The organism is Labilibaculum sp. K2S (assembly GCF_030372765.1).
GTDB lineage: Bacteria > Bacteroidota > Bacteroidia > Bacteroidales > Marinifilaceae > Labilibaculum.
In genome coordinates this window covers 287,476-299,673 of sequence record NZ_JAUCMW010000001.1, presented here as the reverse complement: position 1 = coordinate 299,673, position 12,198 = coordinate 287,476, and the positions used below count along the sequence as shown (strand labels likewise).

Here is a 12,198-nt window from a genome sequence, read left to right as displayed (position 1 = left end):
AATTTATAGAATTCTGCTATTTCTTTAGACCTTAGAGAATAGGTATACATTCAAATTCAAAAAAAGGCGATAAAATCAAAATACATGATTTTACCGCCTTCTCTAATTATTTTGTCTCTGGCAGGAATAAACGGCTAAACGTCTATTCATCATCCATATCATCGTCATCATCTGCAATATTATCAACTTCCTCGTCGTCGTCTGACATTAAAAAATCGGAATCAGAATCGGAATATTTATCTTCATACGATTCCTTCTTGCTGTCCAGCAGATTTCCATCATCGTCAAAATCATCATCATCTTCGATAAGTTCCTGAGCTTTACGAACTGACATACGAACCATGTAAATTTTATCCTCAGTCTCAAATGGCAAGGCACTTACTAATTCATTTTTATGATTTCTGAACTCAATCAAATTATCCATATATCCCTCAGGATAATACAATTTTATTTGTTCCTGTATCTCCTGACTAAGCTTTTCATAGCTCTGGATTACTCTCGGTTTATTGCTGCTCTTCATACAATAATTTGTTTATCGAAAAATGGAAATATATTTGGTTTCTTATTAATTACCAACCTAATAGATATGCGAAAATCAAGGGAGCCACAATTGTAGCATCTGATTCAATAATGAATTTAGGGGTTTCAATACCTAACTTACCCCAAGTAATTTTCTCGTTCGGAACAGCGCCCGAATACGATCCGTAACTTGTTGTGGAATCAGAAATTTGGCAGAAATAACTCCAAAAAGGAGTGTTTGTTCTTTCCATATCCTGATACAACATAGGAACTACACATATTGGGAAATCTCCTGATATACCACCACCAATCTGGAAAAATCCGATGCCTTGGTCTCCTGCAGTATTGGTATAATAATCAGCCAACCAAGTCATGTATTCAATTCCTGATTTCATAGTCGACGCCTTCAATTCTCCTTTTAAGCAGTAGGATGCAAAAATATTTCCCATGGTTGAATCTTCCCAGCCAGGAACTACAATCGGAAGATTTTTCTTTGCCGCTTCCAACATCCAGCTGTTTTTAGGATCAATTTCATAATATTGTTCCAATACTCCTGAAAGTAATAATTTATACATAAACTCGTGTGGAAAATATCTCTCACCCTTATCTTCAGCGTCTTTCCAAATATTATAAACGTGTTTCTGTAATCTTCTAAAAGCTTCCTCTTCCGGAATACATGTATCTGTTACTCTATTTAAACCTTTCTCCAACAAAGCCCATTCGTCATGTGGCGTTAAGTCTCTGTAATGAGGTACTCTTTCGTAATGAGAATGAGCAACCAAATTCATGATATCTTCCTCAAGATTTGCTCCGGTACAAGTGATAATATGAACTTTATCCTGACGAATCATTTCTGCCAAAGATCGACCTAACTCAGCAGTACTCATAGCACCTCCAAGGGTAATCATCATCTTCTTCCCTTCCGCTAAATGCTTTTCGTAAGCAACGGCAGCATCTACCAAGGCAGCTGAGTTAAAATGTCTGTAATGTTCTAATATAAATTTAGTAACGGGTCCTTTAGTTTGCATGATTTTATAATTTATAGCAAAGCATTTTAATAATATTATCTGGCAATTAAAAATTTGAGATTTTCGTCTCTCTTGCAGTGCCAATTCTGCAATTTTATTTGTAAAACAATTACTTCTTTACTTTTTGTATCCTAAAAGTTTAAACATCTCATCGGCAGATTGTTCGTTTCGGTAAACGTAATCGAAAAAATTGCCTTTTTCATCTCTGTCAATTATTACATGTTTTGGAGATGGGATCAAACAATGCTTAATGCCTCCATATCCACTAATTGCATCCTGATAAGCTCCGGTATGGAAAAAACCAATATACAATGGTTCCTTTTCATCATTGGAATAACTCGGGAGCAAAACCTCCTGATTTAAATCTTCAGAATTGTAATAATCCGAGTGATCACAGCTAATTCCGCCAATATTTACACGTTTGTATTCATTTTTCCATTTATTTATTGGTAACAAAATAAATTTCTCATGAATAGACCATGCATCAGGAATGGTATTCATTAAACTATTATCAATCAAATACCATGACTCTGTATCATTTTGTTGTTTCTGTTCCAGCACTTTAAATATGATTGCGCCACTTTCTCCAACTGTATATTTACCAAATTCAGTATAGATGTTAGGCTCTGGAATTTCATCCTTCATGCAGGCATCCTTAATGTTGGAAATAATTTCGTTAATCATATATTCATATTGGTATTCAAATCCCAGATGATTACGTATTGGAAAACCACCACCTAAATTAAATGAATCAAGAGTTTCACTATCCTTTTTTAATTCGGAATAAACCTTTAATGCCTTTTGAAATTCACCCCAATAATACAAACTATCCTTAATTCCTGAATCTACAAAAAAGTGAAGCATTTTAAGCTCAAACTTAGGATTATTCTTGATTCTATCGTGATAAAAATTAATGATTTCATTACTGCGAATACCCATTCTTGAAGTGTAATAGGCAGATTGAGATTCCTCATTAATAGCCATTCGCAAACCAATTTTCACTACCCGATCCTTTGCCAGTATTTCCAGACGATCTAATTCCTGTACACTATCAAAAATGATGATGCTATTCTTGAATCCAACCTCCTGCATATCCAGGATTTTTTTCAAATATTCATCCGTTTTGTAACCATTATGAATAATAATTCTGTTGAAATCAATTTTTTTATCTCTGTAAAGATTCAAAATCAAATCAATATCAAAAGCTGAAGAAGTCTCAAGATTAACATTGTGTTTTAATGCTTCGCCAATTACATGTGCAAAGTGATTGCACTTTGTACAATAACAATACTCATAAGAACCTGCGTAATTATTTTTCTTGATTGCCTTGTTAAAAAGATTCCGGGCTTTTTTTATTTGATCTCCTATTCGGGGAAGGTAAAAGAATCTAAACGGAGTACCATGCTTTTCTATAAGGTATTTCATAGAGATCCCCTGAAAAGTAAGGTAATCATCACGTAAGTCAAAGCCTTCCTGTGGGAAATAATAGCTCTGCTCAATCAAATCAAAATAGGTGTTTTTCATTTACGTAATCATAAAATATTTTTGTTGTTATTAACTGCCTTAATTTGCAAATAAAACCATTTTTTCAAAGAAATATCCACTTCAGAAAAAAAAAATCACATAAGAACTTATTTTTTTTGCGTAATCTTCCAAAACTCCAACAAATTCAACCAGTTCACGATTCCTGCCCGTTCCATGACAGTCACAAAAATCATTGCATAATTTCATTCTCTGCATCTTGATCTTCGGGTTGAGCCTTTTTCAATCCTTCAACCAACGTATAAACCAGCCCCATTACACTTATAAAGCCCAACAACTTAATGTATTGTTTAAGTATCGACTTTGATTCTACAGTCCAATCATAAGTTAGATCAGGGAAGCCATTAATAACCAAAACACTACTAACCGAGAGAAATAGAATTACTGACAGGACAACAACCACAACTGTTTTCTTATTCATTATCAACTTCTTATATTGCAAATTAAAAACTCTTCTAAGTTAAGAGTCATGTTAAATATAGATGGTAATATAATAAAATATCATTCTAATCAAGACTACTTCCCTTTTTCCTTTGTCTGTTTTTTTAATTGAGAAATTTCAAAACAAAATTATTGGGCAATGAATGCAGAATTTCATATATTGAGATATGTAGATTTAAGCTTTAACCAAATTTTACAGCACATGATAGATAAGATTAGTACCCTGGGCGGATACATCCATGAATATCAGAAGAGTGTAGCTAAACCGGAAGAATTCTGGAGTCGAATTGCAGAGAGTTTTTTTTGGAAGAAAAAATGGAATAAAATATTGGACTGGAATTTTTCTGAGCCAAAAATTAATTGGTTCGTTAATGGAAAAATGAATATTACTGAAAATATTTTTGAGCGGCATCTTTTCACCCGGGGAAGTCAACCGGCAATAATTTGGGAACCTAATGAACCAAATGACGAAAATAGGGTTCTAACCTATAATGAGCTGTTTACAGAGGTAAAGAAATTTTCCAATGTTCTTCTTCAACACGGAATTAAAAAGGGCGATCGCATTGCCTTTTATATGCCTATGATTCCTGAATTAGCAATTGCCATGTTGGCATGCGCCAGAATTGGTGCTATCCATTCCATCGTATTTGCCGGATTCTCTGCAAATTCTCTCGCTGACAGAATAATTGATGCAAAAGCAAAGATGGTTATAACTTCGGATGGTGGTTATCGGGGCAGTAAAATTATCCCTATTAAAGAAATTGTGGATGAAGCAGTAAAAACTTGTCCAACGGTAAAAAAAGTGATAGTGGTTCAACGAACTAATTCAGAAATCTCTTTCAATAATAAGATAGATTTGTGGTGGCATGAATGTATGGCGAATGCCGAAAACGAAAATGAGGCTGAAACGATGGATGCAGAGGATCCCTTATTCATTCTATACACATCGGGGTCGACTGATAAACCAAAAGGAATTGTTCACACTTGCGGTGGGTATATGGTTTACACAGCTTATACGTTTAAAAATGTTTTCCAATACAGCGATGGCGATATCTATTTTTGTTCTGCTGATATTGGTTGGATTACAGGACACTCTTACATTGTTTACGGTCCTTTGTTAAATGGTGCTACCACAATGATGTTCGAAGGAATACCAACTTATCCTGATGCAGGTAGATATTGGGACATCGTAAATAAATATGATGTTACACAATTTTACACCGCACCTACAGCCATTCGATCGTTGATGTCGAAGGGTCAGGAATATGTTGAAAACAAAGACCTCTCGTCTTTAAAAGTGCTTGGAACAGTTGGAGAACCAATTAACGAAGAAGCCTGGCACTGGTATCACGATCATATTGGGAAAAACCGATGTCCCATTGTTGATACTTGGTGGCAGACTGAAACAGGTGGAATTGCAATTAGCCCTATTGCAGGAATCATACCAACAAAACCTTCCTTTGCAACTTTACCTCTGCCGGGCATTCAACCCATAATTGTTGATGCCGAAGGAAAAGAATTATCTGGAAAGAGCGTGGAAGGAAATTTGTGCATCAAATATCCTTGGCCCGGAATGCTTAGAACAATTTGGGGCGATCATGAACGATTTAAAAAAACCTATTTCAGCACCTACGAAAATCTTTATTTCACAGGAGATGGTGTTAAACGCGATGAAGATGGCTACTATAGAATATTAGGGCGCGTGGATGATGTTATTAATGTGTCGGGACACAGAATGGGTACTGCCGAAGTAGAAAATGCAATAAATGAACATCCATTGGTAAACGAATCGGCTGTAGTTGGTTTCCCTCACGATATTAAAGGGCAAGGCATCTATGCTTTTGTTGTTTGTGGAGAGCTGTCAACCGGTGGCGAAGAAGGAATCAAAACCAGTATCCGAAAAGGTGTTACCAAAATTATTGGTCCAATTGCAAAACCGGATCGAATACAACTTGTGAGGAGCTTACCTAAAACCCGGTCGGGCAAGATCATGCGACGTATCCTTCGAAAAATTGCTGAAGGAGACTATTCTAATTTTGGAGATATTTCTACTCTTCTCGATACCTCGGTTGTTGATGAAATAATAACGGGAGCCATAGAAAATGTAAATTAAGTAACATGCAGCGAGCTTATCTAAATTGATAAGCTCGCTTTTTTGATTAAAAAGACGAAATTAAAATAGATAAATCAGAATCAAATGAGTAATTTATGGATTGATAAATTCAGTTCTGAAACACTATATTCTTAACACACTATATTTTGGCACAATCAATTGATATGAGAAAACAATTTTTAGGTTTACGAACCACCATATATAAGACTAATGAACTTACAAAAGCTAAAAATTGGTACTCCAAAGCTTTTGAAACTTCCCCCTATTTTGATGAAGATTTTTACGTTGGATTTAATATCGGCGGCTACGAATTAGGTCTTTTGCCTGAGACAGATTCAAACGCTTCAAAAACAGATAATGTTTTATCATACTGGGGAGTTGATGATATAAAAAAAACATTTTCACATTTACTGGAAATCGGTGCTGTAGTTCATGAACAGCCTACAAATGTAGGAGGAGAACTTTGGGTAGCAAGTGTAAAAGATCCATGGGGAAATGTTATTGGTATCATATACAATCCGGAATTTAAAGCCCAGTAATTAATGAGAATAGGAATAGCATTAGGTGGTGGCGGTGCTCGGGGCTTTGCACATTTGGGTGTATTAAAAGCACTTGATGAGAAAGGGATTCGCCCTGACATTATTTCCGGAGTAAGTGCAGGAGCCTTAGTTGGAGCATTTATCGCTTCAGGCCATTCTCATGAAAAAACATTATCAATTCTTAAAAATAAGACTTTGATGGCTTATTCCAAATTACAGTATCCAAAATATGGCTTATTCAGTTTGGATGGATTAAAAAAGGATATTCAAAAGCATATTAAAATCAAGAAAATTGAAAATCTAAAAATCCCAATGTTCATTGCTGTATCTAACTTAAACGATGGCAGGATTGAATACATCAAGGAGGGAGATTTAACCTCCTATCTTTTAGCTTCGGCGAGTATTCCTGTTCTGTTCTCTCCTGTTGAAATTGATGGTAAGTTGTATTCGGATGGAGGGCTTTTCGATAACCTGCCTATCTCTCCTTTATTGCAAAAATGCGATGTAATTATTGCAGTAAATGTGAGTCCGCTTCATAAAATTGAAAAATTTGATAATTTGGTTCAGGTGGCCTCCCGAACTTTCCAGTTAGGAGTCCATTCAAATATTATTCGTCACAAAGAAAAATGTTCTTTATTTATAGAGCCAACCGGCTTACGTGAATATGAAATACTGAATGGAAATCATGCTCAGGATATTTTTGAATTGGGCTACAACTACACCAAAAATTTAGAAATCACTCCATTTAAATAAATGATAAACTGAAGCTTTCTCTAAACAATAAATTCAATTACATTTAAGCACTGAAAGTGATGATATTGTATTACAAATCCAATAAAAAAGCAGGCTCAAGGCCTGCTCCTTATTATATTATTTCTGAAGACTCTATTTTAAAAAGCTTCTCTAAAACTTCTTTTAACGAATCAAGCTCCGGATCAATCTCGAAAACATGAGATGGTTTCAGATAACAAACCTCTTTTTCTCTTTTAAAACGATCTTCTCCTCCTCCGGTAATATTCAACATGATGCAAGCCTTTTTATTAATATTTCCTTCCTGCACATATTTAATTAAACTAGCTACGGCTACAGCAGAAGCAGGATGAATATCATTTCCTTCTGTCTCTTCGAATATTTTGGCCGCTTCCATTGCTTCATCGTTAGTGGCTTTCAACACATCACCACCGGCATCCTTCATCGCATCAAACATCCCTCCAACAATTGAATAAGGAGGTTTTCGATTCGACAACACCTTAGCTACGATTTCTTCCACTTGTTTTCTCGCCAAATTGTCATCCAATGGCAAAATTTCTCTCGAATCTGCTTTCCATGCATCATACATCGGTAAGAATGGAGCATTCTGAGACACCATCAATTTCATTTTATTGGAACCAAAACGGCCATCTTCAATAAAGCGAAGATTAGCTTCCCAAGCAGCAATTGCACCTGTTCCACTGCCAACAGCCTGAAAATAATAATCAGGAATTTTACCTATCTCTGTTACCGCAGAAAGAACAGTAGTTCCCATTCCATCTCTTCGAGCCACATTTTTAGCTCCGCCTTCAGTAACGAAACCGTCTAACTGGCAGGCAAGATTCGATAAATGAATAGCATCAAAATAATCGCTTCCCGATTTTGTTGCAATCAATCTAACATTCTCCTTGATTGGCTCATCGAACCAAAGAGCATCAATATTATCTTCAGGAACACAAAGCAACAAAGGAATGTTATTATCGGAACAGACTCTTGCAAATGCCCGGGCAGTATTTCCCGCAGATGCAACCACTAGTATTTGTCCCGTGTCACTCAATCTTCCGCTTACCGAAAAAGCCTCGGTTTCTTTAAAAGAACAGGTTCTGAAATTTGCTCCTTTTTCGGGCCAGTATCCACTAAATGTGATATATAAATTTTCTAAACCCAAATATTTAGCCAATCCTTCACTCTTATAAGTTGCCGGAGCAGAAGATCCCTCCAATGTTCTGTGGATTGGTAACCAATCGGCAAACTTATATATCCCCAACGAACTGTCCTTAAGCTCAAGTTGCTTTTTTTGATATTTAGTTCTTATCAAGCAAGCTTTCACTTCAGCAGGAGCATCCAGAGTCCACCCTTCATCTTCAAATTTATTTCCTGTCTGCAAAGACTCAAGAATATATTCAGTAGCTCGAAAATTTATAGCCATTTTTTCATGTTTTGATTTTGAAAGCATAAAAATAGACATTTTGGATGGCTTGATAAACTTTTTTCAGCTATTTAGAAACATTTCCTCTAAGCTTCCCAATCAATTACTACGAGCAAAAAGAGGTAATCGAATTTAATTAGAGGTGACATTCAACGGGTTGACAAAAAAAAAGTAATGCTCAATTCCGACTTGCAATTGATAAGATTAATAAAAACACATTTAAACAATACTGTTTTTCATTTCACCTTTTGGAACAAAAGCTTATATTTAACAATCAGAAATTTTATATCCGAATCCTGATTTTTCAAAAGAATTAGTTTTTATATTCTTTTGAATAAAACATCAGGGAAACACATATTTTTATGACTATTAAGTGGGGAATTTTAGGTGCAGGCAGAATTGCAAAAAAGTTTGCGGAAGATTTTAAAGTTGTGAACAATGGGACAATTATAGCTGTCGCCTCAAGATCGCAAAACCGATCCAATGAATTTGCTCATGAATTTGAAATTCCGAAGGCATATTCTTCTTACGTAGAAATGGTGAAAAATTCAGATATTGATGTTGTGTACATTGCTACGCCTCACAATTTCCATTTGGAGCATGCCAGGCTTTGTCTGAACAATGGAAAATCTGTTTTGTGCGAAAAACCTGTTACAGTAAATACCGCGGAATTGGACATTCTTCAGAATCTGGCCAAAGAAAAGAATCTGTTTTTTATGGAAGCGCTATGGACCTATTACCTGCCGGCCATTATCAAGGCCATGAATTGGATTCGGGAAGGTAAAATAGGCGAAGTTAAACAAGTACAGGTAAGTTTTGGCTATACTGGTAATATGGATGAAAAAAAGCGTTTGGCAAATCCGGATTTGGCGGGTGGCGCCTTATTGGATATTGGAATATATGGTATTGCAATGGCTGAATTGGTGTTTGATGAAAAAATGGAAGACATACAGGCAATGGCTCATTTTTCTAAAACAGGAATTGATGATTACAACAGCATCCAATTAAAATATAAAAGTGGCGGAATGGCACAAATTTCAAGTTCTTTGGTCTCCGAACTTAAAAACGAGGCCGTAATTTATGGTACCAAAGGACGCATAGAAATCCCTCAATTTTGGATGGCTAAAAAAGCATTTTTAATAAGTCCTGATGAAAAATTAGAATTTATCAATAAAGAATCGCAACTTGGCTATAATCATGAGGCTTTTGCTGTAAATGAAATGCTAAAAAAAGGAGCGATTGAAAGTCCTGTAATACCTTTACTAAAAAGTAAAAGAATATTATCAATAATGGACCAGGTAAGAGAACAAATAGGTTTAAAATATCCATTCGAAAAGTAATTGTATGAATAAAAATGACATCATATTGGGCAAAGGTATCTTAGGAATTCAATTTGGTATGCTTCGTGCTGAAGTTGAAAAAATACTGGGAAACGCAGATGATGTCGGAGAATACTCCCTTTCTCCGGATGAAGTAAGCATCACTCTTTTTTATATTGACAAAGGACTTAGCTTTACATTTGAATCTATTGATCAGTACAGACTCAGCTATATCTCAGTTCTTAATGAGAAATATAGTATTTTTCAGTTTATTAAGATTGGTTTAAGTAAAAAGATGTTGTTGGCTGAATTGGAACTTTTTCAACTTGGAAAACCGGAATTTGAGGACGTTGCTTCAGAGGAATTTCCAACTCATGAATTGATATTTTTCCCAAACGAAAACCTGCACCTTTGGCTGGACAACAATCAAATTTCAGAAATTCAATTTGGCCCCTTCTTCGACGATTTTAAAACTATTGTATGGGAAGATTAATAATCTTCCTTTTTTTTTGCTGATTACTTCATGGAATTAAAACGAAACGGTTTTAAGGTGAAATACTTAATTCAATATACCGGGAATATGTTCTATTATCCCGGATATATTTGTTGCCCGCTAAAATATTTTTTATAAATTGCGCCCATATTAAAACAAGGAGCTACGGCTCCATCACAACTTTTATTACTTCCTAATCAAAAAAGTATAGCCGGTTCCGGCTAACTGCAGAAAGATGGTTTTCAATTGTTAATTGATGTATTATAGATAATCACATCACGGGTTAATTGTGTTCAATTGACTCATTTATACATAAAAGAATGAACAAACTATCTTACGAGCACGGAAGCTCGAATCTGCCTCTTTTAGGCGAAACAATTATTGAACGACTTCGCAAAACGGTTGAATTATTTGGCGATAGAGATGCCTTAATTGTTCCTTATCAAAATTACAAAGCAACATATCTTGAATTTTGGCAGCAAATAGAAGAAGTGGCAAAAGGATTGCTTGCATTTGGTGTTGAAAAAGGAGATCGGGTTGGAATATGGTCGCCGAACAGACACGAATGGGTAATTGTTCAATTTGCCACAGCTCGAATTGGTGCTATTTTGGTAAATGTTAATCCAGCTTATAAATCAGCAGAACTTAAATTTGCCCTTCGTCAATCAGAAATAAGTCTGTTAATTATGTCGGAAGGATTTCGAAAAACCAACTACTTCGAAATTATCCAAGAGGTGAGACAATCCTGCATTCATTTAAAACAAATTGTAATTTTAGATCGGGATTGGCATGCATTAATTGAGGCAGGCAAAAGAATTTCAACATCGCAAATCGAAGAAATGGAATCTCAGCTTCAGTTTGATGATCCGATCAATATTCAATACACTTCGGGAACAACAGGTTTTCCAAAAGGAGCTACTTTAACTCATCACAACATTTTGAACAACGGTTACTTTATTGGTGAGCGTTTGCATTACAATGAAACAGACCGGGTTTGTATTCCTGTACCCTTTTATCACTGCTTTGGTATGGTATTGGGCAATTTGGCATGCATTACACATGGATCTGCAATGGTGATTCCAGGTGAAGCCTTCGAAGCTGAAACCGTATTGCAAACCGTTCAGGATGAAAAGTGCACATCGCTTTACGGAGTGCCTTTGATGTTTATTGCGGAATTGGAACATCCTAATTTTGAAAAATACGATTTAAGCAGTTTACGCACCGGTATTATGGCAGGAGCATCTTGTCCTGAAAAAGCAATGCTTGAGGTTCAGGAAAAAATGAACATGAAAGAAGTAGCCATTTGTTATGGTATGACTGAAACTTCTCCTGTTTCAACCCAAACTTTTGTAAACGATGAACTTAGTAAACGGGTAGGAACGGTTGGCCGGGTTCATCCTCATCAGGAAATTAAGATTGTTGATCCGGAAACGGGAAAGATTGTAGCACGTGGAGAAGGTGGTGAATTCTGCACCCGGGGATACTCTGTAATGTTAAAATACTGGAACAACGAAGAGGCAACCAAATCGGTAATTGATGATGCCGGATGGATGCATACCGGCGATTTGGCCAGCATGGACGAGGACGGTTACGTAACCATTACGGGTAGAATAAAAGATCTGATTATTCGTGGGGGCGAGAATATTTCTCCGTTCGAAATTGAAGAATTCTTCCATTCTCACGAAAGCATTAGCGAAGTATATGTAATTGGTGTGCCCGACTACAAATACGGCGAAGTTGTAATGGCCTGGATAAAATTTAAAGAAGGAAAATCGGCCACCGAAGAAGAACTTAGAGATTATTGCAAAGGACAAATTGCCACTTACAAAATTCCTAAATATTTTAAATTCACAAGCGAATTTCCAACCACAGTAACCGGAAAAATACGTAAAGTTGAGATGAGAGATATTTCGAGTAACGAATTGGAGTTGGTTGGACGATAAAATATTCTCAATTTCAAAAAGAAACGATCCTTATGCATTTAATTGCATAAGGATTTTTTCATTTGTAGCCTTCCCTCCTCTT

The 12,198-nt window shown here is 35.9% G+C and carries 11 protein-coding genes; 6 read left to right on the top strand and 5 right to left on the bottom strand.

Annotation, left to right across the window (positions count from 1 at the left end; genetic code table 11):
* Positions 1-142: 142 nt before the first annotated feature.
* The 4 genes from QUH73_RS01230 to QUH73_RS01215 form a co-directional block, all read right to left on the bottom strand.
* Positions 143-520 (bottom strand): hypothetical protein, encoded by a 378-nt coding sequence (locus QUH73_RS01230; protein WP_289528644.1) that lies wholly within the window; start codon positions 518-520, stop codon positions 143-145.
* 49 nt (positions 521-569) lie between these two features.
* Positions 570-1,547, bottom strand: a complete 978-nt coding sequence (locus tag QUH73_RS01225; protein ID WP_289528643.1) for a deoxyhypusine synthase family protein — start codon at positions 1,545-1,547, stop codon at positions 570-572.
* A 117-nt stretch (positions 1,548-1,664) separates the two neighbouring features.
* Positions 1,665-3,071 carry an arginine decarboxylase gene (locus tag QUH73_RS01220; protein WP_289528641.1) on the bottom strand — a complete coding sequence of 469 codons (1,407 nt, stop codon included), beginning with the start codon at positions 3,069-3,071 and terminating at the stop codon, positions 1,665-1,667.
* Between the two features lie 190 nt (positions 3,072-3,261).
* Positions 3,262-3,510 carry a hypothetical protein gene (locus QUH73_RS01215; protein ID WP_289528640.1) on the bottom strand — a complete coding sequence of 83 codons (249 nt, stop codon included), beginning with the start codon at positions 3,508-3,510 and terminating at the stop codon, positions 3,262-3,264.
* Positions 3,511-3,732: 222 nt separating this feature from the next.
* Between QUH73_RS01215 and acs the strand changes: the two genes are divergently transcribed.
* The 3 genes from acs (at position 3,733) to QUH73_RS01200 (ending at position 6,935) form a co-directional block, all read left to right on the top strand.
* Positions 3,733-5,643, top strand: a complete 1,911-nt coding sequence (gene acs, locus QUH73_RS01210) for an acetate--CoA ligase (protein WP_289528639.1) — start codon at positions 3,733-3,735, stop codon at positions 5,641-5,643.
* A 164-nt stretch (positions 5,644-5,807) separates the two neighbouring features.
* Complete coding sequence (locus QUH73_RS01205) at positions 5,808-6,182, top strand: VOC family protein (protein ID WP_289528637.1); 375 nt, start codon at positions 5,808-5,810, stop codon at positions 6,180-6,182.
* Positions 6,183-6,185: 3 nt separating this feature from the next.
* Entirely contained in the window at positions 6,186-6,935 is a 750-nt protein-coding gene (locus tag QUH73_RS01200; RefSeq protein WP_289528636.1) for a patatin-like phospholipase family protein, read from the top strand.
* Between the two features lie 112 nt (positions 6,936-7,047).
* Here the strand turns inward: QUH73_RS01200 and QUH73_RS01195 are convergent, their stop codons facing one another.
* Positions 7,048-8,361: a cysteate synthase gene (locus QUH73_RS01195; RefSeq protein ID WP_289528634.1), complete on the bottom strand. Its 1,314-nt coding sequence runs from the start codon at positions 8,359-8,361 to the stop codon at positions 7,048-7,050.
* A gap of 362 nt (positions 8,362-8,723) precedes the next feature.
* On the opposite strand from QUH73_RS01195, the gene QUH73_RS01190 reads away from it, so the two are divergent.
* The 3 genes from QUH73_RS01190 to QUH73_RS01180 all read left to right on the top strand — a co-directional run bounded on the left by QUH73_RS01190 (position 8,724) and on the right by QUH73_RS01180 (position 12,116).
* On the top strand, positions 8,724-9,701 hold the full coding sequence (locus QUH73_RS01190) for a Gfo/Idh/MocA family protein (RefSeq protein ID WP_289528633.1): 978 nt from the start codon (positions 8,724-8,726) through the stop codon (positions 9,699-9,701).
* A 4-nt stretch (positions 9,702-9,705) separates the two neighbouring features.
* Positions 9,706-10,173, top strand: a complete 468-nt coding sequence (locus QUH73_RS01185) for a hypothetical protein (RefSeq protein ID WP_289528632.1) — start codon at positions 9,706-9,708, stop codon at positions 10,171-10,173.
* Between the two features lie 320 nt (positions 10,174-10,493).
* On the top strand, positions 10,494-12,116 hold the full coding sequence (locus QUH73_RS01180) for an AMP-binding protein (RefSeq protein WP_289528629.1): 1,623 nt from the start codon (positions 10,494-10,496) through the stop codon (positions 12,114-12,116).
* Positions 12,117-12,198 lie beyond the last annotated feature (82 nt).

What these genes read in the sequence shown, in the direction of transcription:
- QUH73_RS01190 (WP_289528633.1), top strand. Translation starts at nt 8,724, where the DNA reads ATGACTATTAAGTGGGGAATTTTAGGTGCAGGCAGAATTGCAAAAAAG.
- QUH73_RS01180 (WP_289528629.1), top strand. Translation starts at nt 10,494, where the DNA reads ATGAACAAACTATCTTACGAGCACGGAAGCTCGAATCTGCCTCTTTTA.
- QUH73_RS01230 (WP_289528644.1), bottom strand. Translation starts at nt 520, where the DNA reads ATGAAGAGCAGCAATAAACCGAGAGTAATCCAGAGCTATGAAAAGCTT.
- QUH73_RS01195 (WP_289528634.1), bottom strand. Translation starts at nt 8,361, where the DNA reads ATGGCTATAAATTTTCGAGCTACTGAATATATTCTTGAGTCTTTGCAG.
- QUH73_RS01215 (WP_289528640.1), bottom strand. Translation starts at nt 3,510, where the DNA reads ATGAATAAGAAAACAGTTGTGGTTGTTGTCCTGTCAGTAATTCTATTT.
- QUH73_RS01200 (WP_289528636.1), top strand. Translation starts at nt 6,186, where the DNA reads ATGAGAATAGGAATAGCATTAGGTGGTGGCGGTGCTCGGGGCTTTGCA.
- QUH73_RS01205 (WP_289528637.1), top strand. Translation starts at nt 5,808, where the DNA reads ATGAGAAAACAATTTTTAGGTTTACGAACCACCATATATAAGACTAAT.
- QUH73_RS01220 (WP_289528641.1), bottom strand. Translation starts at nt 3,071, where the DNA reads ATGAAAAACACCTATTTTGATTTGATTGAGCAGAGCTATTATTTCCCA.
- QUH73_RS01225 (WP_289528643.1), bottom strand. Translation starts at nt 1,547, where the DNA reads ATGCAAACTAAAGGACCCGTTACTAAATTTATATTAGAACATTACAGA.
- QUH73_RS01185 (WP_289528632.1), top strand. Translation starts at nt 9,706, where the DNA reads ATGAATAAAAATGACATCATATTGGGCAAAGGTATCTTAGGAATTCAA.
- acs (WP_289528639.1), top strand. Translation starts at nt 3,733, where the DNA reads ATGATAGATAAGATTAGTACCCTGGGCGGATACATCCATGAATATCAG.